We start from the raw sequence: 24,444 nt of genomic DNA, 5'->3' as shown, positions 1-24,444 counted from the left end.
CCGATGAGTCCCGAACTGGCCTTGACCGAACTGCGCGGCGGCCTGATCACCGTGCTGTGGGTGGCCGGCCCGCTGCTGCTGTCGATGCTGGTGGTGGGCGTGGTGATCGGCGTGTTCCAGGCCGCCACCCAGCTCAACGAGCCGACCATCGCCTTCGTCGCCAAGGTGGTCGCCCTGACCGCGATGCTGTTCGCCACCGGCAGCATGCTGCTGGCGCACCTGGTCGAGTACACCACGATGCTGTTCCAGCGCATTCCGCATCTGATCGGGGGCTAGGCGTGGCTGGCGAGAACGGGACCGGGGACCGGGGACCAGGGACCCGGAAAAGCAGGGGCAGCCTCGGGGCTTTCCCGCTACGCGCTCTTCGGGTCCCCGGTCCCCGGTCCCCGGTCCCCGCCGTGGTCCCCGCCTGATGGATTCGGCAACCCAGATGGTCATCGATGGCCAACAGGCCTTCGCGATGGTCGGCGCGATCCTGTGGACCATGCTGCGCATCGGCGCGATGCTGATGGTGATGCCGCTGGTCGGCACCCGCGCGGTGCCGGCGCGGATCCGGGTGATGCTGGCGGCGACGCTGGCGATGGCGCTGGCGCCGCTGCTGCCACCGGTACCGGACTGGGACGGATTCGATGCCGCGGTGGTGCTGAGCGTGGCGCGCGAGCTGGCGGTCGGCGCGAGCATGGGCTTCATGCTGCGGCTGATCTTCGAGGCCGGCGCGCTGGCCGGGGAACTGGTGTCGCAGAGCACCGGCCTGGGCTTCGCGCAGATGGCCGATCCGTTGCGCGGCGTCACCTCCGGGGTGATCGGGCAATGGTTCTACCTGGCCTTCGGCCTGCTGTTCTTCACTGCCAACGGCCACCTGGCCGTGGTGCAGCTGCTGGTGGACAGCTACAAGGCGCTGCCGATCGGCAATGCGCTGCCGGACGCGCAGGCGATGGCCTCGGTGGCGCCGGATTTCTTCATGAGCATGATGCGCGGGGCGGTGACCCTGGCGCTGCCGGTGATGGTGGCGATGCTGGCGGTGAACCTGGCGTTCGGCGCGCTGGCCAAGGCCGCACCGGCGCTGAACCCGATCCAGCTCGGCCTGCCGGTGGCGGTGGTGCTCGGCCTGGCGCTGCTGGCGGTGCTGGTCGGGGAAATGGGACCGCCGGTGCAGCGCCTGTTCGATGCCGCCTTCGACGCCGCCCGGCAAGTGACCGCCTAGGCGCACTCGCGCAAGCGGGTCCGCGCGCCATTCAAGCCTCGCCCCGCTGCGCCGATACCTTTGTTCCAGGGGTGTTGCAGGTGCAGCGCCCACCGTCGCGCAGCGCCTTCCGGGGACGCCAGTCATCGCCGTGCCGATCAGCCACCCGCCGTCGTCGCCCTCCCCGCCGCGCGCTCGCGCATGGCGGTTCGCCGCCGTGCTCGCGCTGTGCGCCTGGGCCGGCGCCGCGCTGGCGCAGGAGTACAGCTTCCGCGACTACGCGCAATCCGACGGCCTGCAGGGCCTGAGCGTCAACTGCCTGTACGCCGATCGGCAGGGCGTGGTCTGGGCCTGCACCGAACTGGGCCTGCACCGCTACGAGCGCGAACGTTTCGAGCAGGTCGGCGCCGATGCCGGCCTCGGCAGTCCGCTGGTCTATGCGATCGCCGAAGACCGCCGCCAGCGCATGTGGGTCGGCGCCTCCAATGCGCTGTACGTCGGCGATGGGCGGCGCTTTGCCGCGGTCCCCGGCGCCGACGGCCGGCGCCTGCCGATCGACCAGGGCAGCTCCCTGGCCGCATTCGGCGACGGGCTCGTCGCGCTCAGCGACAAGCGGCCGCTGCGGATCGCCGCCGGCGCCGACGGCCGCTGGCTGGTCGCGCCGCTGCGCAGCGCCGACGGCACCGCCCTGGCCGAGATCTCCAGCATCGCCGCGATCGGCGACGCGTTGTGGATGGGCTGCGGCCGGCAACTGTGCCGGCTGGATGCGCAGGGCCGGCTGCGCCGGCTCGGCCGCGCCGAGGGCGTTCCCGAGGACCGCTGGCTGGCGCTGCTGCGCGGCCGCGACGGCACGCTGTGGGCGCGCGGCGTCCACCATGTGCTGGCCTGGCCGGCCGGCACGGCGGGCTTCGCCGAACGCGCGCCGCCGCCAGGCAGCGAGCTGTCCACGGTCGCGGTCGGCATCAATCTGGTGGAGGACGCCCACGGCCGGGTGCTGACCCGCAGCGATACCGGCCTGCTGCGCTGGGAAGACGGACGCTGGCGCGCCTTCGACCGCACCCAGGGCCTGGGCGCGCTGGCGGCCAATATCTGCGCCCTGCTCAGCGATCGCCAGGGCCGCCTGTGGATGGGCACCCGCGGCCGCGGCGTACAGCGCTGGCTCGGCTACGGCGTGATCCAGCACTGGGAGGAACCGCAGGGGCTGGCCACCGGGCCGACCTGGGCGGTCATGCGCAGCCGCGGCGACGGCCGCCTGTACGTCGGCAGCGAAATGGGCGCCAACGTGCTCGACGCCGGCAGCGGCCGCATGCGCCCGCTGACCGACCGCGACGGGCAACCGCTGCGCCAGACCGTGCAACTGGTCGACGCCGCCGACGGCACCCTGTGGCTGGGCCAGTCGTCCGGCCGGGTGCTGCGCCTGGACCGCGGCAGCGGCCGCATGCACGAGATCGCCAGGGCGCCGGCGTCGCTGAAATGGATGTTCTTCGACGACGCCGGCACGCTGTGGCTGCTGACCAGCCGTGGCGCGTTCCTGCTGGCGCCGGGCGAACGCCAGGCACGGCCGGCGCCCGACCTGCCGCGCGACCATTTCAGCAGCGGCGGCTACGACGCGCGCGGCCGCCTGTGGTTGGTCGGCGACCACGGCCTGTACCTGCACCAGGCGCAGGGTTGGCAACCGGTCCGCCTGCGCGGCGCGGTGCCGGACGCGGAACTGGACAAGTTCACCATCAACGCCAGCGACGAGGCCTGGCTGTCGTTCGGCGACGTCGGGGTGTGGCACGGGCGCTTCGACCCGCGCAGCGCCACCCTGTTCGTGCGCAAGGTCGACGATCCGCTGCTGGCGCGGATCGTGCCCTACGTGCTGCGGCAGGACCGGCAGCAACGGCTGTGGGTCGGCAGCAGCCAGGGCCTGGACCTGTGGTCGGACGGACGCTGGATCCGCGTGACCCAGGCCGAGGGCCTGCTGTGGGACGACACCTCCGAATCGGCGTTCTTCGAGGATGCCGACGGCTCGGTCTGGATCGGCAACAGCAAGGGCCTCAGCCAGGTGCTGGACCCGGCGCGGCTGTTCGCCGCGCGGCCGCTGCACCTGCAGTTGCTGCACGCCACCCGCGGCGGCCGCGCGGTCACCGCCGGCGCGCAGCTGCCGTGGTCGCAGCAGCCGATCGAGATCGCCTTCGCGGTGCCCGGCGCGGTCGGCGGCAACGACACCCTGCGCTTCCGCTACCGCCTCGAGGGCCTGCAGGAGCAATGGGCCGACACCGAACAGGCGCATCTGACCTATACCCTGCTGTCGCCGGGCCGCTACGCGTTGGAGGTGCAGGCGCTGGACGAGCGCCAGCGCGCGCGCAGCGAGGTGGCGCGCCTGGAGTTCGTGATCCTGCCGCCATGGTGGCGCAGCCCGCTGGCGTGGATGGCGTACGCGTTGGCCGCCGCGCTGCTGGTGACCGCGGTGTGGCGCTGGCGGGTGAAACAGCTGCTGGCGCGCGAGCGCACCCTGGCGCGGCTGGTCGCCGAGCGCACCCGCGAACTGGAACACGACAAGCGCGAACTGGAGGTCGCCCGCGCCGCGCTGGCGCTGAAGGCGGTCCGCGACGACCTGACCGGCCTGCTCAACCGCGTCGGCGTCCTCGATGCCCTGGCCGTGCAGATGCAGCACAGCCGCAGCGACGGCAGCGCGCTGGCGGTGGCGATGATCGACCTGGACCATTTCAAGCACGTCAACGACCTGCACGGCCACCTGGTCGGCGATGCGGTGCTGGCGCGGGTCGGCCGGCGCATGAACGCGAATCTGCGCGGCGCCGACCTGATCGGCCGCTACGGCGGCGAAGAACTGCTGGCGGTGCTGCCGGGCCTGGCGCCGCCGGCACGGACCCGGCTGCATGCCCTGCACCAGGTGGTCGGCGCCACGCCGTTCCTGACCGATGCCGGGATGCTCGAGGTCACCGCCTCGATCGGCGTGGCCTGGTACCGCCCGGGCGAGACCGTGCAGCAATTGCTCAGCCGCGCCGACGACGCGCTGTACCGGGCCAAGCATGGCGGCCGCAACCGGGTCGAGCTGCACCTGGACCCGGCGCAGGGAGAAGCGCTGCCGTCTTGAACGGCGGCGGCTCAAGCGCGAGCGCATCGCAGCCGATACAGACAGCGTCGGCAGCGCAATCGCGGAGCGTCCGCGCAACCGAGCGCCGCCCGCCGCCCGCTCCTCTCCATTCCTCGCCACGTGCCTGCCGCCATGTCCGACTCCTCGCCAGTTCCCGCTCATGACCGTCGCGGCATTCGCGGCGGCTGAGCTGCCGGGCCTGCGCGCGCGTCGGCGCCACTGGCCGACGCGCTGCGTGCTGCTGCTGTGGCTGGGCCTGGGGCTGCTGCTGGTTCTGGCGCTGGGCGATGGCGCCCGCGCCCAGTCGATTCCGCTGCGCCGCTATGCCCACGACCAGGGCCTGCTCGGCCTGGCCGGCACCTGTCTGCTGCAGACCCGCGACGGCGGCCTGTGGGTGTGCACCGAGAGCGGCCTGTACCGCTTCAACGGCCACCAGTTCCAGCAGATCCCGCTGCAGGGACAGCGCGGCCATTTCATCAGCGCCGCGGCCGAGGATGCCGGGCAGCGGCTGTGGGTGGCCTCCTTCGACGCCGTCTTCGTCGGCAGCGGCACGCAGCTGCGCCGGCTCGCGCCGGAGGAGACCGGCCCGCTGCGCAAGAACGCGCTGCGCCTGGCCGGCACGCAATGGGGCATGGCGCTGCTCAACGGCACGCAGGTGCTGCGCGCGGTCGCCGTCGGCGGCGGCCGCTGGCGGTTGCGGCCGCTGTTCGACCCGGCGACCCTGGCGCGCTTGCCGCAGTTGGGGCAGATCGGCGCGATCCAGGGCGAGGCCGGGTACCTGTGGCTCGGCTGCGCCAAGGAGCTGTGCCGGGTCGACGCCGACGGCGCGGTGACGGTGTACGGCCAGGCCCAGGGGCTGCCGCCGGAGCGCTGGCGCAGCGTGCTGCGCGACCGCGACGGCGCGCTGTGGGTGCGCGGCGATCGCCACGTGATGCGGCTGCCGGCCGGCGCCGCGCGCTTCCTCGCGCAGAACCCGCCCGACGTCGGCCTGGACAAGGTCATGGTCCAGGCGCAGCTCCTGCTCGACCCGCAAGGGCGCGTGCTGATGCGCACCAACCAGGGCCTGGCGCGCTGGGAACGCGACCGCTGGCGGCGCTTCGACCGCGGCAACGGCCTGCCCGACGGCGGCATCGTCGCGCTCGCGTTCGACCACGCCGGCGACCTGTGGATGACCGTGGACGGCGAAGGCGTGGTGCGCTGGAACGGCTACGGCTGGATCGAGAACTGGGACGCCGCGCAGGGCATGAGCACCGCGCCGACCTGGACCATCCACCGCGACGGCGCCGGCGCGCTGCTGATCGGCAACGAAGGCGGCATCAACCGCCAGCGCCGCGACGGCGAGCGTTTCCAGCCCTGGCTGGCCGACGCCGGGCTGCAGATCGTGGCCATGCGCAGCGCCGTCGACGGCTCGCTGTGGAGCATCGGCTCGCTGGGCGAACTGCACCACCACGACCGCGACGGCCGCCTGCTGCGCGCCTATCCGCGGCTCGGCAGCGCGATCAAGCGGCTGTACCTGGATGCCGCGGGCCGGGTCTGGATCCTGGCGATCGACGGCCTGTACCTGCTGGCGCGGCCGCAGTCGGACGCGCTGCCGCAGCGGGTGCAGGCGCTGCCGGCCAGCGAGTTCTCGGACATCCAGCAGCGCCGCGACGGCAGCCTGTGGCTGTCCGGCGCGGCCGGCGTGTTCCGGCTGCGCGGCAGCACCTGGACCCCGATCCGGCTGCTGCTGAACGGTGCGCCGGCGCACCCCTGGGTCAGCAAGCTGCTGATCCAGGAGGACGGCCAGGTGTGGGCGGCGCTCTACCATCCGGGCCTCTGGCAGGGCCGGCTCGACGGCGACACCCTGCACCTGCAGGCGGCGGCCGAGCCGCAGCTGCGCGAACTGCAGGTCTACCTGATCCGGGCGACCCGCGACGGCCGCGTGTGGATCGGCCACAGCCAGGGCGTGGACGTCCACGACGGACCCCGCTGGTCGCGCCTGACCCAGTCGCAGGGGCTGCTGTGGGACGACATCTCCGAGGCGGCGTTCTTCGAGGACGACGACGGCTCGGTGTGGATCGGCAACAGCAAGGGCGTCAGCCATGTGCTGTCGCCGCAGCGCCTGTTCCAGGCGCACGTGCCGAAGGTGGCGCTGACCGAATTCACCCGCGGCGGCCATCCGATCGCCGCCGGCGCGCGACTGCCCTGGAGCGAGGAGCCGCTGCACATCGAAGTGGCCTCGCCGAACCTCTACGACGACCGCAACCGGGTCTCGTTCCGCTATCGCTTCCAGGGCGCGCACACGCGCTGGATCCACACCCCCAACTTCGAGATCGAGCACCCGCCGCTGGCGCCGGGCGACTACGTGTTCGAGATCCAGATGCTCGATGCCTACCGGCGCAGCGCCTCGGCGCCGACCCGGGTGGCGTTCTCGGTGGCGCCGGTGTGGTGGCGCAGCCAGGCCATGCTGGCGCTGTACGCGCTGCTCGGCGGCGGGCTGGCGATCGCCGCGCTGCACTGGCGCGAGCGCCGCCTGCGCCAGCGCCAGCGCGAACTGGCCGACCTGGTCGCATTGCGCACCCAGGAGCTGGAACACGACAAGCGCGAACTGGAGATCGCCCGCGCCGCGCTGGCGGTGAAGGCCTCGCACGACTCGCTGACCGGCCTGCTCAACCGCGCCGGCATCCTCGATGCGCTGGCCGCGCAGATGCAGCGCAGCCAGGCCGAGGGCCAGCCGCTGGCGGTGGCGATGATCGACCTGGACCACTTCAAGCGCATCAACGACGCGCACGGCCACCTGGTCGGCGACGCGGTGCTGATCAAGGTCGCGCGGCGCCTGAACGCCAACCTGCGCGGCTCGGACCTGATCGGCCGCTACGGCGGCGAGGAACTGCTGGGCGTGCTGCCGGGCCTGCCGATCCCGTCGCAGGAGCGGCTGCAGCACCTGCGCGGCGCGATCGGCGGCCGGCCCTTGCAGATCGGCACGCAGCAGCTGGCCGTCACCGCCTCGATCGGCGTGGCCTGGTACCGCCCGGGCGAAAGCCTGCAGCAACTGCTGACCCGCGCCGACGAGGCCCTGTACCGGGCCAAGCACCTGGGCCGCAACCGGGTCGAACTGCAGCAGTAACGCTTGCGCTTGTCCTGCCGGCCAGCCGCGCAGGCCGGCATCCGCGCGGTGCGGCGGCAGCGCCATGCCGTAGGCCGTGCGCGCGGCGGCACGCGGCGGCACAGCGCCCGCCAGGCCGCGGCGAACGGAACGGTCCTTGCAGGAGGCTGGGTCGAACCCCCTGCCCGGCTCGTCCCACCGCCATGTCCGAAAACGAAGAAGGCACCGAAAAGACCGAACAACCGACCGAAAAACGCCTGCGCCAAGCGCGCGAGCAGGGCAACATCCCGCGCTCGCGCGAACTGGCCACGGCGGCGGTGTTCAGCGCCGGCATCTTCGCGCTGATGGGCATGTCCGGCTCACTGACGGCCGGCGCGGTGAACTGGATGAAGGGCGCGCTGCGCCCGGACCCGAGCCTGTACGGGCACCCCGACGCCCTGTTCGGCCACTTCGGCGAGCTGCTGCTGGGGCTGCTGTGGGTGGCGCTGCCGCTGGTCGGCATCTGCCTGGCGGCCGGCTTCGTCGCGCCGATCCTGATGGGCAGCCTGCGCTTCTCCGGCAGCGCGCTGGTGCCCAAGCTCGAGCGGCTCAACCCGATGGCCGGGCTGACCCGGCTGTACGGCATGGAGAGCCTGGCGGAGCTGTTCAAGTCGATCCTGCGCATGGGCTTCGTCGGCGGTGCCGCCGCCCTGTGCATCTCCAACAACGTGGACGGCCTGCGCAACCTGATGCGGCAGCCGCTGGAACAGGCCATCGGCGACGGCCTGGGCTTCACCCTGCGCCTGCTGCTGTACACCGCCGGCGCGCTGGCGCTGCTGGCCGCGATCGACGCGCCGTACCAGAAGTGGAACCACATCCGCAAACTGATGATGACCCGCGACGAAGTGCGCCGGGAAATGAAGGAGAGCGAGGGCAGCCCGGAGGTCAAGGGCCGCATCCGGCAGATGCAGATGCAGCTGTCGCAGCGGCGGATGATGGAGGCGGTGCCCAGCGCCGACGTGGTGGTGGTCAACCCCACCCACTACGCGGTGGCGCTCAAGTACGAGGGCGGGCGCATGCGCGCGCCGACCGTGGTGGCCAAGGGCGTGGACGAACTGGCCTTCCGCATCCGCGAGATCGGCGAGCAACACCGCGTCGCAGTGGTGTCTGCGCCACCTTTGGCACGCGCCTTGTATCGGGAAGGGGAACTCGGCAAGGAAATTCCCGTGAGACTGTATTCGGCGGTGGCGCAGATCCTCTCCTACGTGTACCAGCTGCGCGCCTGGCGCACTGGCCCGATGCCGCCGCTGCCGCCGCTGGAGGTCGATGAATTCGCCCCCGGGAGCAAGCCATGAGCCAGCCGGCCGCGCAGATGAACACGCGCAAGATGATGGACATGATCAAGCACGGCCTGGGCGCGCCGGTGATCGTAATGGCGATGCTGGCGATGGTGGTGGTGCCGCTGGCCGCGCCGGTGCTGGACGCCCTGTTCACCTTCAACATCGCGATCTCGCTGATGGTGCTGCTGGCCGTGGTCTACGTGAAGCGGCCGCTGGAGTTCAGCATCTTCCCGATCGTGCTGCTGATGACCACGATGCTGCGCCTGGCGCTGAACGTGGCCTCCACCCGCGTGATCCTGATCAACGGCCAGGACGGCCACGGCGCCGCCGGCAAGGTCATCGAGGCCTTCGGCGAGTTCGTGATCGGCGGCAACTACGCGGTCGGCATCGTGGTGTTCGCGATCCTGACCATCATCAACTTCGTGGTCATCACCAAGGGCGCCGGGCGGGTGTCGGAAGTGACCGCGCGCTTCATCCTCGACGCCATGCCCGGCAAGCAGATGGCGATCGACGCCGACCTCAACGCCGGCCTGCTGACCCGCGAGGAAGCCAAGGCCCGGCGCGAGGAGGTCCGCGAGGAAGCGGACTTCTACGGCTCGATGGACGGCGCCAGCAAGTTCATCCGCGGCGACGCCATCGCCGGCATCCTGATCCTGTTCATCAACCTCATCGGCGGCATGGCGGTCGGCGTCCTGCAGCACGGCATGCCGGTCGCCCAGGCCGCGTCCACCTATACGCTGCTGTCGATCGGCGACGGCCTGGTCGCGCAGCTGCCGGCGCTGCTGGTGTCCTCGGCGGTGGCGATGCTGGTCACCCGCGCCTCGCGCTCGCAGGACATGGGCGCCTCGATGATGGGCCAGGTGTTCGGCCAGCACAAAGCGCTGGCGGTGGCCGCGGCGATCATGGGACTGGTCGGCCTGGTCCCGGGCATGCCCAACGTCGCTTTCTTGACGCTGGCGCTGATCCTGGGCCTGCTGGCCTGGAAGATGTGGAAGCGCAGCCTGCTGCCGGAAGAGGCTACGCCCGATCCGGTGCAGCAGGCGGCCAGCGCCGGCGCGCAGGCCAATGCCGAACTGGGCTGGGACGAACTGCGCCCGATCGATCCGCTGGGCCTGGAGGTCGGCTACCGGCTGATCCCGCTGGTGGACAAGGCCCAGGGCGGCGAATTGATGGCGCGGATCAAGGGCGTGCGGCGCAAGCTGACCCAGGACATCGGCTTCCTGATACCGCCGGTGCACATCCGCGACAACCTGGAACTGCCGGCCAACGCCTACCGCCTGCTGGTGCACGGGGTGCCGGTGGCCACCGCCGACATCCATCCGGACCGCGAACTGGCGCTGGACCCGGGCGGCGCGCTGGGCAAGATCGACGGCATCGCCGGCAAGGACCCCGCCTTCGGCCTGGACGCCATCTGGATCCAGCCGCACCAGCGCGCCCAGGCCGAGACCATGGGCTACACCGTGGTCGACCCGGCCACGGTGATCGCCACCCACCTGTCGCACCTGATCCGCGAACACGCCCCGGAACTGCTCGGCCACGAGGAAGTGCAGCAATTGCTGGCCACCCTGGCCAAGAGCGCGCCGAAGCTGGTCGAGGACCTCACCCCCAAGGCGCTGCCGCTGTCGGTGGTGGTGCGCGTGCTGCAGAACCTGCTGATCGAGAAGATCCCGGTGCGGCAGCTGCGCAAGATCGTCGAGGCGCTGGTCGAGCAGGCCCCGCAAAGTCAGGAACCCGGCGTGCTCACCGCCGCGGTGCGCAATGCGCTGGGCCGGTTCATCGTCCAGGAAATCGCCGGCATGTCCGCCGAACTGCCGGTGTTCACCCTGGCCCCGCAATTGGAACGTGTCTTGCAAGACTCTACCCAAGGCAACGGTGCCGCGCTGGAACCCGGCCTGGCCGAGCGACTGCACCAGAGCCTGGCCGAATGCGTCAGCAAGCAGGAAGCGCGCAACGAACCGGCCGTGGTGCTGGTCCCGGCGCAAGTCCGCGCCGCGCTGGCCCGCCTGGTCCGCCACAGCGTCCCCTCGCTGTCGGTGCTGTCCTACAGCGAAGTACCGGAAGACAAGCGGCTGAAGTTGGTGGGAACGATTAGTTGAAGCGGGGACCCGGGACCGGGACCAGGGACCCGGACAAGCGAAGAGCGACACAGCGGTACCGACGCAACGATTGGATGGTTAGGCACTCATGAATTTGGCAGCACATAGGCAATCGCTGGGCACCGGGACATCGGCTTTTGCCGGGTCCCTGGTCCCCGGTCCCCGGTCCCGGAGAACTCACGCATGAAAATCAAACGCTTCGTAGCCCCCGACATGCGCACCGCGTTCCGCATGGTGCGCGACGAGCACGGCCCGGATGCGGTGATCCTGTCCAACCGTCGCACCGACGAGGGCATCGAGATCGTCGCCGCCAGCAACTACGACGAGGCGCTGGTGCAGCAGGCGCTGGACGCGGTGCGGCCGGACGAGACGGCGCGGCTGCCGGTGTCGGCCGCCAACCCGGCGCCGCGTGCGGCCAAGGCCGGCGCCGCGGGCAACTCGGCGATGGCGATGATGGCCGCGATCAGCGACCGCCGCGCGCCAGCCGCAAACGCGACGGCGGCGCAGGCCGCCCCGGCGCGGCCGCTGACCCAGCCGGCCGCGATCGCCGCCTCGGCGATGCCGGCCGGCGCGGCGACCGCGCCGAGCCGACCCGCCGCCGCACCGCGTGCCCCGGCCCCGGCCCCGGCCGCGGCCCAGGCGCCTGCCGAATTCCGCATTCCCGAGGACGTGTTCCGCAACGCGCCGATCAGCGTGCCGATGCCGAGCCCGTTCGCCGCCCCGGCCGCCGCTGCCGAAGCGGCCGCCAGCGCCGCGGCGGTGCCGAGCTGGCTCGAAAACATCGCCGCGGTGTCGCTGACCCCGGCGGCGCCGGTCGCAGCGGCCGCCGCGTCGGCCGCGGCCACCACCGCGCCGGCAGCGGCAGCCGCCAGCGCCGGGATCCCGGCGCCGGCCACGCTGACGCCGGTGCCGAGCTTCCCGGCCGTGCAGAACGACGAACAATTGACTCAGCTGCGCGACGAACTGGCGCTGATGCGGCAGATGATCGAGCGCGAGATGAACCGGCTCACCGACGAACGCCTGCGCGGCTCGCCGGTACGCGCCCAGGCGCTGGAGCTGATGGACGACTACGGCTTCGACAGCGGCCTGACCCGCGACGTGGTCATGCAGATCCCCGCCGACCTGGAGCTGCACCGCGGCCGCGGGCTGATGCTGGGGCTGCTGTCCAAGCGCCTGCCGATCGCCCCGCTGGACCCGATCGAGGAAGGCGGCGTGATCGCCCTGATCGGCCCCACCGGCGCCGGCAAGACCACCACCATCGCCAAGCTGGCCTCGCGCTTCCTGGAACGCCACGCCGCCCGCGACGTGGCCCTGGTCACCACCGACACCATCCGCGTCGGCGGCCGCGAACAGCTGCACAGCTACGGCCGCCAGCTCGGCATCGCCGTGCACGAGGCCGACAGCGACGCCGCCCTGCAGCAGCTGCTGGAGCGCCTGCGCGACTACAAGCTGGTGCTGATCGACACCGCCGGCATGGGCCAGCGCGACCGCGCGCTGGTCGCGCAGCTGCACTGGCTGCGCGCGTCGCGAGTGGTCCGGTCCTTGCTAGTACTCCCTGCCAACGCGCATTTCTCCGACCTGGACGAGGTGGTGCGCCGGTTCGCCGGCGCCGATCCGCAGGGGGTGATCTTGACCAAGCTGGATGAAACCGGGCGTTTTGGCAGTGCTCTGTCGGTGGTCGCGGACCACCGGCTTCCCATCACCTGGGTGACCGATGGTCAACGCGTGCCGGACGACCTGCACCGCGCCAACGCCGCCAGCCTGGTATTGCGCCTTGAAGATTTGCGGCGCGCTGCCGATAAGCCCTGTACTCCGGAGCAGAACCATGCCGTCGCGTGATTACGCCAATCTGACCAATGCCTTCCCCCTGTCGGCCACCCGCAGCGAACCGCTCGGCCCGGTGCGTACCATCGCCGTGACCGGCGGCAAGGGCGGCGTCGGCAAGACCAACATCTCGGTCAACCTGTCGATGGCGCTGGCCGACATGGGCAAGCGCACCCTGCTGCTGGACGCCGACCTGGGCCTGGCCAACGTCGACGTGGTGCTCGGGCTGACCCCCAAGTTCACCCTTGGCGACCTGGTGGCCGGCCGCTGCACGCTGGAAGAGGTGATCATCGACATGCCCAACGGCCTGATGGTGGTGCCCGCCGCCTCCGGCCGCCGGCACATGGCCGAGCTGCCGCCGGCCCAGCACGTCGGCCTGGTCAATGTGTTCTCCGAGCTGCAGCGCGAGCTGGACGTGATGGTCATCGACACCGCCGCCGGCATCACCGACAGCGTGCTGACCTTCTGCCAGGCCGCGCAGGACGCGGTGGTGGTGGTCTGCGACGAGCCGGCCTCGATCACCGACGCCTACGCGCTGATCAAGGTGCTGTCGCGCGAACGCGGCGTGGACCGGGTGCAGATCGTCGCCAACATGGTCCGCGACCTCAACGAAGGCCGCCTGCTGTACGACAAGCTGAGCCGGGTCTGCGAGAAGTTCCTCGGCGACGTGTCGCTGAACTACCTGGGCTGCGTGCCGCAGGACGACTGGCTGCGCCTGGCGGTGCAGCGCCAGCAACCGGTGGTCAAGGCCTACCCGTCCAGCCCGTCGGCGCAGGCGATCGCCGAGATCGCCCGGCGCACCGCGCGCTGGCAGGCACCGACCGCGCCGCGCGGCAACGTCGAGTTCTTCGTCGAACGGATCATCCAGCGGGGGGTCGCCGCATGAACGTCGCCGCCCAATACCGCGCCGTGCAGCGCAACAGCTCCAACGACTACATCGCCCAGCATTCTGACCTGGTGCGGCGCATCGCCCACCACCTGGCCGCGCGGCTGCCGGCCAGCGTCGAGATCGACGACCTGATCCAGGCCGGCATGATCGGCCTGATCGAGGCCTCGCGCAGCTACGATGCCGACCAGGGCGCCTCGTTCGAGACCTACGCCTCGATCCGCATCCGCGGCTCGATGATCGACGAGATCCGCCGCGGCGACTGGGTGCCGCGCTCGGTGCACCGCCGCGCCCGCGACGCCGCCTCGGCGATCCGCAAGATCGAGCAGAGCACCGGCCGCGCCGCCGCCGCCAACGAAGTGGCCGCAGCGATGGACATGCCGCTTCCCGAATACCTGCGCTTGATGGAAGATGCCGCGCGCGGCCAGGTGCTGAGCCTGGAATCGCGGGTCGAGGACCACGGCGAGCTGGACACCATCGCCAAGGGCGGGCCCAATCCGCAGCAGATGCTGGAACGCAGCGAATTCGGCCGCGAGCTGGGCAAGGCGATCGCGCAGTTGCCCGAACGCGAGCAGCTGGTGCTGTCGCTGTACTACGAACAGGAATTGAACCTGAAGGAAATCGGCGCGGTGCTCGGTGTCAGCGAGTCGCGCGTCTGCCAGATCCACGGCCAGGCCACGGTACGGTTGCGCGGGCGCTTGAAAGCGTTCGAAGCGGCCGACGCCGGCCTGGAAGACGAAGAATAAGACCCAAGGAGTTAGCGGTGAACAAGAACATGCGGATTTTGATCGTGGACGATTTCTCGACGATGCGGCGCATCGTCAAGAACCTGCTCGGCGATCTCGGCTTCACCAACACTGCAGAGGCCGAAGACGGCAACAGTGCCTTGGCTGCACTGCGCTCGGCACCGTTCGAGTTCGTGGTCACCGACTGGAACATGCCCGGCATGACCGGCATCGACCTGCTGCGCAACATCCGCGCCGACGACAAGCTCAAGCACCTGCCGGTGCTGATGGTGACCGCCGAGGCCAAGCGCGAGCAGATCATCGAGGCGGCGCAGTGCGGCGTGAACGGCTACATCATCAAGCCGTTCACCGCGCAGACCCTGCAGGAAAAGCTGGGCAAGATCTTCGAGCGCCTGGGAGCGACCGCCTGATGGAAGCCACCGCCGAACGCAGCGCCCTGATCGAACGCCTGCAAGGTGCGCTGGACGCACTGGAAAAAGGCGACGAAGCCGGATGGCGCAAGGAAATCGACACGCTCGCCGCCTGGCGCACGCGGCCGATGATGCAGGGCCTGAGCAGGCTGGCGCGCGACCTGGGCCAGGCGCTCGGCGAACTGCCGACCGTGCCCACCGAGGCCGGCGAGCTGGACGATGCCTGCTCGCGCCTGGACCACGTGGTGGCGATGACCGAAGAGGCCAGCCACCGCACCCTGGACCTGGCCGAGGAATGCCGCGCACTGGCCGAACAGCTGCGCGCCGGCGGGCTGACCGGCGACCAGGGCGAGATCCTCGACAAGATCCGCCACAACCTCACCGAGATGGCCCTGGCGCAGAGCTTCCAGGACCTGACCGGGCAGATCATCCGCCGCGTCGCGACCATCGTGCGCCGCGTCCACGAAGGCTTCGGCGCGCTCGGCCTGCCGCCGAAGGAAGACAAGAAACCCGACGGCAGCCTGGCCGGCCCCGCACTGGCCGGACTGGACCGTCACGGCGTGTCGCAGAACGACGCCGACGACCTGCTGTCCGGACTGGGATTGTAATTTTATGAGCGCCGTACCCGACGACATCGCTGCCGACTTCATCATCGAAGCCCAGGAAATCCTGGACCGGCTCGGCGAGCAGCTGGTGTCGCTGGAGCAGGCGCCCGAGGACAGCGACCAGCTCAACGCGGTGTTCCGCGGCTTCCACACGCTCAAGGGCGGCGCCGGCTTCCTGGCGATCAACGCCATGGTCGAGCTGTGCCACGCCGCCGAGGACACCCTGGGCCAGGCCCGCGCCGGCCAGGCCACACTGCAGGCGCGGCACTTCGACGCCGCGCAGCAGTCGCTGGACTACCTGCAATCGATGCTCGACGCGTTCGGCAGCGGCAACGAACCGCCGCGCGCGCCGCAGCAGCTGATCGCGCAGTTCGCGACCAGCGGCGAAGAGACCGCCGCACCCAGCGCCAAGGCCGCTGCGGTCGCCGCGCCGGCAGCGGCCGCGGGCGGCAACAGCGAGATGATCGACGACGACGAATTCGAAGCGTTGCTCGACCAGTTGCACGGCGGTGCCGCACCGGCCGCGCTGCCGGTACCGGCCGCCGCGCCGCGGCCGGCACCCAGCGCCAAGCCCGCCGGCGCGCCGGCCAAGGCCGCCGAACCCGAACACACCGTGCGCGTGGACACCAAGCGCCTGGACGCGATCGTCAACCTGATCGGCGAACTGGTGCTGTCGCGCAACCGGCTCAAGACCCTGCGCGTGCGCCTGCGCGACGAGGAACTGGACCGCGCGGTCAGCAGCCTGGACATCGCCACCGCGCGCCTGCAGTCGGCGGTGATGCGCACCCGCATGCAGCCGGTCGGCAAGGTGTTCTCGCGCTTCCCGAAGGTGGCGCGCGACGTCGCCCGCTCCCTCAACAAGGAAGTGGACCTGGAACTGATCGGCGCCGAAACCGAACTGGACCGCAACCTGGTCGAGGCGCTGGCCGATCCGCTGGTGCACCTGGTGCGCAACGCGATCGACCACGGCATCGAGACCCCGGCGCTGCGCGAGGCCACCGGCAAGCCGCGCGGCGGCCACGTGCGCCTGTCGGCGCAGCAGGAAGGCGACTACGTCAGCATCGAGGTACAGGACGACGGTGCCGGCATCGACCCCGAACGCCTGCGCCAGAAGGCGCGCGAGAAGGGCCTGATCGATCCGGAAGCCGCCGCGCGGCTGACCACCGAGGAATGCCTGCACCTGGTGTTCCTGCCCGGCTTCTCGACCAAATCCGAAGTCACCGACATCTCCGGCCGCGGCGTCGGCATGGACGTGGTGCAGTCGCGCATCCGCGAACTCAGCGGGCAGATCCAGATCCAGTCCGAACTGGGCCGCGGCAGCCGCTTCCTGATCCGCGTGCCGCTGACCCTGGCGATCCTGCCGACCCTGCTGGTGCAGGCCGGCGACACCGTCTATGCGCTGCCGCTGGCGCGCGTGGTGGAAGTGCTGCACGCGCCGAGCCGCTCGCTGGGCTGGTTCGACGGCCGCGCCGTGCTCGACCGGCAATCGCACACCCTGCCGCTGGTCGACCTGCGCCAATGGCTGAACATCGAGGCACCGCAATTGCCGCTGCTCACCGTGGTGGTGCTGCAGGCCGGCGAATCGCGCATGGGCCTGGTCGTGGACCAGGTCCGCGGCCGCGAGGAAGTGGTGATCAAACCGCTGCCGCGCGCCCTGCGCGGCCTGCCCGGCTACGCCGGCGCGACCCTGATCGGCGACGGCCGGCTGGCGCTGATCCTGGATGTGGACGGGTTGAAGAGCTGAGGACTCGGGACTCGGGACTCGGGACTCGGGACTCGGGACTCGGGATGATGTCCCGGGCCAAATCGCTGTTAAGCGATTTGATGAAAAAAGTGCCGATTTTTTTTGAAGAAAAAGCGGCTTTTTTTTAACCCAGCCGCTTTTCTGTAGGAGGGGCTTCAGCCCCGACGCCGTACCGATAACGCCTCGGGGCTGAAGCCCCTCCCACAGAAAAGCAAAAACGCAGCGCACTCGCGACCACCCTCCGAGTCCCGGGTCCCCAGTCCCGAGTCCCGAGCTCCACCATCAAGTCCCTCCCCCATCTGCCGATAGATCCTGCATGGACAAACTCAGTCTCATCGGTCTGCTGTTGGCGATCGCCTCGCTGGTCGGCGGCAGCATCCTCAAGGGCGCCGGCATTTCGGCGCTGTGGTCGCCGGCCGCGTTCGTGATCGTGATCGTCGGCACCGTCGCCGCGATCCTGGTGCACACGCCGCCGGCGGTGTTCCGGCGCGCGTTCCAGATCGCCAAGTGGATCCTGCATCCGCCGGCCAGCGATCGGCAGCAGCTGCTGCAGCAGATCGTGGAGTGGAGCAACATCGCCCGCCGCCAGGGCCTGCTCGGCCTGGAGAACCAGGTCCAGCACCAGCAAGACCCGTTCGTGCGCAAGGGCCTGCAGATGCTGGTCGACGGCGTGGAACCGGAATCGATCCGGCACATGCTGGAGATCGACCTCGACGGCCAGGAACACTGCGACCTGGCCGCGGCCAAGGTGTTCGAAGGCATGGGCATCTACGCGCCGACGTTGGGCATCATCGGCGCGGTGCTGGGCCTGATCGCGGTGATGAAGAACCTGGCCGACCCGAGCAAGCTCGGCCACGGCATCGCCGCCGCGTTCACCGCCACCATCTACGGCATCGCCTCGGCCAACCTGCTGTTCCTGCCGATGGCCAGCAAGCTCAAGAGCGTGATCAAGCACAGCAGCGGCGAGCGCGAAATGATCATCGAAGGGCTCATCGCCATCGCCCAGGGCGAGAACCCGCGCAACATCGAATCGAAGCTGGCCGGCTTCTTGCATTGACCCGACCACTATGGCCCGCAAGCGTCAGCACGAAGATCACGTCAACCATGAGGCATGGGCCATCCCCTATGCCGATCTGATGACGTTGCTGCTCGCCTTCTTCGTGGTGATGTACGCGCTGTCCACGGTCAACGAGGCCAAGTACCGGGTCATGGCCGACGCGATGAGCACCGCCTTCGGCGGCGCGCCGCGGACGATGAGCCCGGTGCAGGTCGGCGAGCGCCTGATGCAGGGCCAGGGCGGCGCGCGTCCGACCCCGATCAAGTCCAGCCCGGCGCTGTCCCTGCCCGACCCGAACCGGCTGCCGTCGGCCTCGCCGCTGCGCGCGGCCGACGCGCTGCGCAACGAAGAACAACTGCGGCGCGCGCAGCGCCAGCTCGACGGCATCGCCGCCCGGCTCGGCGCCGCCCTGGCGCCGCTGATCGACAAGAAGCTGATCAGCGTGCGCCATGCCGGGCTGTGGATCGAAGTGGAGATCAACAGCGACATCCTGTTCGGCTCCGGCTCCGCGTCGCTGGACCAGAGCGCTCGCGCCACCCTGACGCAACTGGCGCAGGTGCTGGTGCCGGTGCCCAACGGCGTGCGCGTGGAGGGCTATACCGACAACAGCCCGATCGCCACCCTGCAGTTCCCGTCCAACTGGGAGCTGTCGGCGGCGCGCGCGGCCAGCGTGGTGCATCTGTTCGCCGACCAGGGCCTGCAGCCGTCGCGGCTGTCGATGATCGGCTACGGCGAGTTCCGCCCGCTCGCCGACAACGACAGCCAGGCCGGCCGCAACGCCAACCGCCGCGTGGTGCTGGTGATCCTGGCCGATGCCGGCGGCGCCGAGGCCGACAGCCTCGACGCCGGCCGCGGCACCGCGCCCGTCGCCGCGGCGGCCGGTACTCCGTCGCCGCAAGACCGATTCAGCAGTGCCGGCACCGCGCCGGCGTCCCCGATCCAACCCGCCGCGGCGGCTGCCGGCGCTGCCGGCGGGCCCCGCGCCGTACCTGCCGCAATTGAAGGAGTGAACTGATGCGCATCTGGGCGATTGCCAACCAGAAGGGTGGCGTGGGCAAGACCACGACCACGCTGGCGCTGGGCCGCGGCCTGGCCATGCTCGGCCACCGGGTGCTGATGCTGGATCTCGATCCGCACGCCTCGCTGACCCGCGCCTTCGACGTGCCGCAGGACCCGCCGCCGAGCGGCGTGCTCGACCTGTTCGCGACCCCGCCGGGCGACCTGGCGTCGCTGGCCCACAACAGCCCCATCGACCGCCTCAGCTACGTCTGCGGACAGACCGCGCTGGCCACGCTGGAGCGGCGCAGCGCCAACCAGCCCGGACTCGGCCTGGCGCTGCAACAGGCCATGGCCCGCCACGTCGGCCAGCACGACTACATCCTGCTCGACTGCCCGCCGACCCTGGGCCTGCTGATGATCAACGCGCTGGCCGCGGCCGATCGGGTGATCATCCCGACCCAGGCCGAACCGCTCGCGCTGCACGGCCTGGCCAGCATGGTCCGCACCGTGGACATGGTCGAACGCTCGCGCCGCCGGCCCCTGCCCGCCTCGATCCTGCCGACCCTGTTCGACAAGCGCACCCGCGCCGGCAACGACAGCCTGCGGCACATGCAGGACAGCTACGGCGAGCGGGTCTGGGAAGACGCGATCCCGGTCGACACCAAGATCTGCAACGTCAAGGCCTTGACGATCGCCGGCGTGCCCGGCGACTACCCCGGCCGCGGCCTGGCCGCCTACCGCCGCGCGCTGGAATGGCTGATCGCCAGCGACGCCACGCCGATGGAGCAGGCCGCATGAACACGCCCGGCGTGATCGACGACTATCTGGAAGGCCTGCTGCACGACGTGATCGCCGAAGAGCAGAACGCCGAACGGCTGGCGACGCTGGCCGCTGCCAGCGCCGCGCCGACGCCGGCGCCGGCGCCGCAAGCGGAACCGGTCGCCGAGGCGCCCGCAGCGGCCGGCCCTACACCTGAAGAAATCGCCGCCGCGGTGCTGGCCGAAGCCGATTCCGATCCAGCGCTGGCCGGCATCATGTCGCAGCAGGCGCTCAAGCCCGCAGCGGCCGGCCCCACCCCGGAAGAAATCGCCGCCGCGGTGCTGGCCGAAGCCGATTCCGACCCGGCCCTGGCCGGGATCATGTCGCAGCAGGCGCCGAAGCCCGCGCCGGCCGGCCCCACCCCGGAAGAAATCGCCGCCGCGGTGCTGGCCGAAGCCGACTCCGATCCGGCCCTGGCCGGCATCATGTCGCAGCAGGCACCGAAACCTGCGCCGGCCGGTCCCACCCCGGAAGAAATCGCTGCCGCGGTGCTGGCCGAAGCCGATTCCGACCCGGCCCTGGCCGGCATCATGTCGCAGCAGGCGCCGAAGCCCGCAGCGGCCCCCACTCCGGAAGAGATCGCCGCCGCGGTGCTGGCCGAAGCCGATTCGGATCCGGCGCTGGCCGGGATCATGTCGCAGCAGGCGCAGCCCGACGCCGAGCGCCAGGCCGACCTGGAGGTGGTCGCGGCGATGGAGATGGAACGCGCCGTCACCACGCCGCGCAACCTGGCCGCCGAGGACGATGCCGCCGAAGCGCGTGCGATCAAGCGCGCGCCGATGGCGGTGCCGCCGGAGCGTCGCGCCGAGGCCGAGCGCGCACTGGCCGGCGGAGCCTCGCGCTTGCCGCCCAACCTGGAGGCGTTCATGGCCCCGAGCGCGGCGCACGAAGCCTCCCCGCACCAGCGCCGCGCGCCGGACCGCAGCACCCGCTGGCTGCGCCTGCGCTGCGGCGAACAGGCCTACGCGCTGGAACTGCTGAAGGTGCAGGAAGTGGTGCTGCCGGTGCCGCTGTTGGCACTGCGCGGCACCCCGACCGCGATGCTGGGGATCATGAACCTGCGTGGCCAGGTGGTGCCGGTGATCGACCTGGGCATCCATCTGGGCGCCGCGCCGATCGAGATGGACATGCTCACCCGGGTGGTGGTGCTGGAAGAGAACGGCGAGACCCTGGGCCTGCGCGTGTCCGCGGTCGAGGACGTGGCCAGCCTCACCGACCAGCAGATCGAGCCACCGGACAACGCCCGCATCTGCCGCATCTCAAACCACCTGTTCCGCGGCGTGGCGCGGCTGGGGGCGCAGCCGATGATCCTGCTCGACGCCGAGCAGCTGCTGCACTGACGCGCCGGACGCGTCGCTGCAGGCAGGTCCCCCGCGCCCGCGCCTTGGCGCGCGGGCGCCAGGAACCAAGCAAACGCAGCGCGTGCGGCAATCCGGCGACGCCGCCACGGCGGCGTCCAGGCTTGCCGCGGACCGCCACGGCGCCGCCGCATGCCCCGCGCGCCGCGGCCCGGCCGCGCGGCGACTGCCAACCCCGCAGCATTTTCCCGATGCGCCGCTAAAGCTTCCCGCGCATTGGCCGTTATCTGCCCTAGAACCATTCGTGCGGAGCAATGATGAGCACAGTCACCCTTGGCGAAGATCTCGGCATCGAGACCAGCGCCGACCTGAAACAACGGCTGACCCCGTTCCTGGCGTCGGACGACGAGCTGCGGCTGGACGCCGGCGAGGTCCGCCGCATCCACACCGCGTCCGTGCAGGTGCTGTGCGCATTCGTCGATGCACGTCGCCAGGACGGCAAACGCACCGTGTTCGACGCCTGCAACGACACGTTCCGCGATGCGGCACGCCTACTGGGGGTCAGCGAATCGCTGGGCCTTCCTGCAACCCCTGACAACCTGAAATCTGTGGAGAACGCCGCATGAGCGCACGTATCTTGGTGGTGGACGATTCGGCGTCGATGCGCCAGATGGTCGCCTTTGCCCTTACCTCGGCCGGTTTCGCGGTGGAGGAAGCCGAAGACGGCCAGGTCGCCCTCGGCCGCGCACAGGGCCAGCGCTTCAACGCGGTGGTCACCGACGTCAACATGCCGAACATGGACGGCATCTCGCTGATCCGCGCGCTGCGCCAGCTGCCGGACTACAAGTTCACGCCGATGCTGATGCTGACCACCGAGTCGGCGGCGGACAAGAAGTCCGAAGGCAAGGCCGCCGGCGCCACCGGTTGGCTGGTCAAGCCGTTCAACCCGGAACAGCTGATCGCCACCGTCCAGAAAGTCCTGGGCTGATTTCCTTTTTCCACACCTTTTTCCGGATTCCCCGCCCATGAGCATGGACCTGCAACGTTTCCACGCCACCTTCTTCGAGGAAAGCCGCGAAGGGCTGGACGCGATGGAAGCCGGATTGCTGTCGCTGGAAGAAGGCAACCGCGATCCCGAAGTGATCAACTCGGTGTTCCGCGCCGCGCACTCGATCAAGGGCGGCGCCGCCACCTTCGGCTTCGAGGCGATGGCCGGGCTGACCCACGTGCTGGAGACGCTGCTCGACGAGCTGCGCTCGGGCAAGCGCGAAGTGGAAGCGCACGCGATCGATGCGATCCTGGGCTCGGTGGACGTGCTGCGCGCGCTGCTGCGCGAAGCCGAGCACGGCACCCTGGCCGATCCGGTCGCGGTCAAGGCCGTGCACGACCGCCTGCAGCAGGCCTTGAACGGCACCGCCGCCGCCGCGCCCGCGGCGACCCCGGCCGCCAACCAGCCGGCCGAGCCGGAAGCCTGGCAGATCGGCTTCACCCCGGCGCCGTCGCTGTTCATGAGCGGCAACGACCCGCTGCGCATCATCCGCGAACTCGAACACCTCGGCCCGCTGCAGATCGCCTGCCGCAGCGGCCGCCTGCCCGGCTTCAACGAGCTCGACCCGCTCGAGGCCTACCTGGCGTGGGACCTAGGCCTGGTCGGCAAGATCCCGCGCAGCGCGATCGAGGACACCTTCGCCTGGGTGATCGACGATTGCGAACTGGACATCCGCGCGGTGCCGCCGCCGAGCCTGGCCAGCGCGCCGGCACCGGTGCTGGCGCAGGCCCCGGCCAGCGCCACCGCCGCGCCGGCGGCCGCCGTGGCCGCCAATGCGCCGGCCGGCAACGCCGCCGCCGCGCACGAAGCGGAAAGCTCGATCCGGGTCAGCGTCGACAAGGTCGATGCGCTGATCAACCTGGTCGGCGAACTGGTCATCACCCAGGCCATGCTCAAGCAGGTCTCCGGCGACCTCGACCCGGCCCATGCCGAACGCCTGTTCGCCGGCCTGGACTTGCTCGAACGCAACACCCGCGACCTGCAGGAAGCGGTGATCGGCGTGCGCATGCTGCCGGTGGACGCGGTGTTCCGCCGCTTCCCGCGCCTGGTCCGCGACCTGTCCAGCCGCCTCGGCAAGCAGGTGCGGCTGCGCACCATCGGCGAAGGCACCGAGCTGGACAAGGGCCTGATCGAGAAGATCGCCGATCCGCTGGTGCACCTGGTGCGCAATTCGATCGACCACGGCCTGGAAATGCCCGAGGCGCGCCGCGCCGCCGGCAAGGACGAGACCGGCACCATCACCCTGGCCGCCTCGCACCAGGGCGGGCACATCGTCATCGAAGTCAGCGACGACGGCGCCGGCCTCAACCGCGATCGTATCCTCGCCAAGGCCGCCGAGCGCGGCCTGAGCGTGCCGGACAACCCGACCGACGCGCAGGTGTGGGACCTGATCTTCGCCCCGGGCTTCTCCACCGCCGACGCGGTCACCGATCTGTCCGGCCGCGGCGTGGGCATGGACGTGGTCCGCCGCAACATCCAGGGCCTGGGCGGCGAAGTGCAGCTGGAAAGCAATGCCGGCCGCGGTACCCGCGTGCTGATCCGGCTGCCGCTGACCCTGGCGATCCTGGACGGCATGACCGTGTCGGTCGCCGGCGAGACCCTGATCCTGCCGCTGGCCTACGTGCTCGAGGCGCTGCAGCCGCAGCCCGACGACATCCGCACCATGGCCGGCGAAGGCCGGGTGCTGCGGGTCCGCGGCGAATACCTGCCGATCCTCTCGCTCAGCGATTCCTACGGCTACGGCCGTACCGAGCAGGCCGAGCCGCTGGTGGTGGTGGTCGAGGCCGACGGCCAGAAGATCGCGCTGGAAGTGGACGAACTGGTCGGCCAGCAGCAGGTGGTGGTCAAGAACATCGAGAACAACTACCGGCGCATCGGCGGCATCTCCGGCGCCACCATCCTCGGCGACGGCCGCGTCGCGCTGATCGTGGACATCGGCGGACTGGTGCGCTCGCTGCGGGTACCGCAAGCCGCCTGATCGGTTGCCTCCCTACCGCGCCGCGCATCGCGTGGCCAGCAAGAACCAAGCCCCGGCAGCGATGCCGGGGCTTTTGTTTTTCTGTGCCGATGCGTGTTGGCCACCTCCGCGCCGGCACCGCCGGCGCGATTGCGGGCGTAGTCGGACGGCACGCGAGCGCGCCGCGACCTCCGCGGCCCTTTGCTTTGGCGACGCGACGCCGGCTGTCTACGCCCGGCTTCTTACATTGCCGCCCTTTATCGGCTCA

General features: G+C 70.7%; 19 protein-coding genes. All 19 read left to right on the top strand.

The genetic code is table 11. The features are described 5' to 3' along the window. Positions 1 to 3 precede the first annotated feature (3 nt). The 19 genes from VDQ83_RS02340 (at position 4) to VDQ83_RS02250 (ending at position 24,197) form a co-directional block, all read left to right on the top strand. The gene (locus VDQ83_RS02340) at positions 4 to 276 is read left to right on the top strand and encodes a flagellar biosynthetic protein FliQ (RefSeq protein WP_263398244.1); all 273 of its coding nucleotides are present in this window, start codon (positions 4 to 6) and stop codon (positions 274 to 276) included. A 136-nt stretch (positions 277 to 412) separates the two neighbouring features. Continuing rightward, positions 413 to 1,204, top strand: coding sequence for a flagellar biosynthetic protein FliR (gene fliR, locus VDQ83_RS02335; RefSeq protein ID WP_263398243.1), 792 nt, complete (start codon positions 413 to 415; stop codon positions 1,202 to 1,204). A 196-nt stretch (positions 1,205 to 1,400) separates the two neighbouring features. Continuing rightward, positions 1,401 to 4,283: a ligand-binding sensor domain-containing diguanylate cyclase gene (locus VDQ83_RS02330; RefSeq protein WP_455433721.1), complete on the top strand. Its 2,883-nt coding sequence runs from the start codon at positions 1,401 to 1,403 to the stop codon at positions 4,281 to 4,283. Positions 4,284 to 4,443: 160 nt separating this feature from the next. After that, positions 4,444 to 7,389, top strand: coding sequence for a diguanylate cyclase (locus VDQ83_RS02325; protein WP_455433720.1), 2,946 nt, complete (start codon positions 4,444 to 4,446; stop codon positions 7,387 to 7,389). A 182-nt stretch (positions 7,390 to 7,571) separates the two neighbouring features. After that, on the top strand, positions 7,572 to 8,702 hold the full coding sequence (flhB, locus tag VDQ83_RS02320; protein ID WP_263398240.1) for a flagellar biosynthesis protein FlhB: 1,131 nt from the start codon (positions 7,572 to 7,574) through the stop codon (positions 8,700 to 8,702). Further along, positions 8,699 to 10,783, top strand: a complete 2,085-nt coding sequence (flhA, locus tag VDQ83_RS02315) for a flagellar biosynthesis protein FlhA (protein ID WP_455433719.1) — start codon at positions 8,699 to 8,701, stop codon at positions 10,781 to 10,783. Before flhB ends, flhA begins: the two co-directional genes overlap by 4 nt. A gap of 183 nt (positions 10,784 to 10,966) precedes the next feature. Further along, positions 10,967 to 12,622, top strand: coding sequence for a flagellar biosynthesis protein FlhF (gene flhF, locus VDQ83_RS02310; RefSeq protein WP_455433718.1), 1,656 nt, complete (start codon positions 10,967 to 10,969; stop codon positions 12,620 to 12,622). Next, the gene (locus tag VDQ83_RS02305) at positions 12,609 to 13,493 is read left to right on the top strand and encodes a MinD/ParA family ATP-binding protein (protein WP_263398238.1); all 885 of its coding nucleotides are present in this window, start codon (positions 12,609 to 12,611) and stop codon (positions 13,491 to 13,493) included. The genes flhF and VDQ83_RS02305 overlap by 14 nt, the downstream gene beginning before the upstream one ends. Next, complete coding sequence (locus tag VDQ83_RS02300; protein WP_263398237.1) at positions 13,490 to 14,239, top strand: RNA polymerase sigma factor FliA; 750 nt, start codon at positions 13,490 to 13,492, stop codon at positions 14,237 to 14,239. Before VDQ83_RS02305 ends, VDQ83_RS02300 begins: the two co-directional genes overlap by 4 nt. Positions 14,240 to 14,256: 17 nt before the next feature. Further along, positions 14,257 to 14,649 (top strand): chemotaxis response regulator CheY, encoded by a 393-nt coding sequence (gene cheY, locus VDQ83_RS02295; RefSeq protein WP_010341542.1) that lies wholly within the window; start codon positions 14,257 to 14,259, stop codon positions 14,647 to 14,649. Continuing rightward, a complete protein-coding gene (locus tag VDQ83_RS02290) occupies positions 14,649 to 15,257 on the top strand; it encodes a protein phosphatase CheZ (protein WP_263398236.1) in 609 nt (202 codons plus the stop codon). The genes cheY and VDQ83_RS02290 overlap by 1 nt, the downstream gene beginning before the upstream one ends. 4 nt (positions 15,258 to 15,261) lie before the next feature. Next, on the top strand, positions 15,262 to 16,998 hold the full coding sequence (locus VDQ83_RS02285) for a chemotaxis protein CheA (RefSeq protein ID WP_263398235.1): 1,737 nt from the start codon (positions 15,262 to 15,264) through the stop codon (positions 16,996 to 16,998). A gap of 316 nt (positions 16,999 to 17,314) precedes the next feature. Continuing rightward, positions 17,315 to 18,055, top strand: coding sequence for a flagellar motor protein (locus VDQ83_RS02280; protein ID WP_309915715.1), 741 nt, complete (start codon positions 17,315 to 17,317; stop codon positions 18,053 to 18,055). 10 nt (positions 18,056 to 18,065) lie between these two features. Then, positions 18,066 to 19,070 (top strand): flagellar motor protein MotD, encoded by a 1,005-nt coding sequence (gene motD / locus VDQ83_RS02275; RefSeq protein WP_455433717.1) that lies wholly within the window; start codon positions 18,066 to 18,068, stop codon positions 19,068 to 19,070. Next, positions 19,070 to 19,852, top strand: coding sequence for a ParA family protein (locus VDQ83_RS02270; RefSeq protein WP_455433716.1), 783 nt, complete (start codon positions 19,070 to 19,072; stop codon positions 19,850 to 19,852). The genes motD and VDQ83_RS02270 overlap by 1 nt, the downstream gene beginning before the upstream one ends. Continuing rightward, positions 19,849 to 21,213, top strand: a complete 1,365-nt coding sequence (locus VDQ83_RS02265) for a chemotaxis protein CheW (protein WP_455433715.1) — start codon at positions 19,849 to 19,851, stop codon at positions 21,211 to 21,213. The genes VDQ83_RS02270 and VDQ83_RS02265 overlap by 4 nt, the downstream gene beginning before the upstream one ends. Before the next feature lie 275 nt (positions 21,214 to 21,488). Further along, positions 21,489 to 21,797, top strand: a complete 309-nt coding sequence (locus VDQ83_RS02260; RefSeq protein ID WP_309915709.1) for an STAS domain-containing protein — start codon at positions 21,489 to 21,491, stop codon at positions 21,795 to 21,797. Next, positions 21,794 to 22,159, top strand: a complete 366-nt coding sequence (locus VDQ83_RS02255) for a response regulator (RefSeq protein WP_263109418.1) — start codon at positions 21,794 to 21,796, stop codon at positions 22,157 to 22,159. The genes VDQ83_RS02260 and VDQ83_RS02255 overlap by 4 nt, the downstream gene beginning before the upstream one ends. A gap of 37 nt (positions 22,160 to 22,196) precedes the next feature. Then, positions 22,197 to 24,197, top strand: a complete 2,001-nt coding sequence (locus VDQ83_RS02250; RefSeq protein WP_455433714.1) for a chemotaxis protein CheA — start codon at positions 22,197 to 22,199, stop codon at positions 24,195 to 24,197. The last annotated feature ends 247 nt before the right edge of the window (positions 24,198 to 24,444 follow it).

The sequence above is a fragment of the Xanthomonas sp. WHRI 7945 genome (genome assembly GCF_035026585.1).
This window is presented reverse-complemented; position numbering and strand designations above follow the sequence as displayed.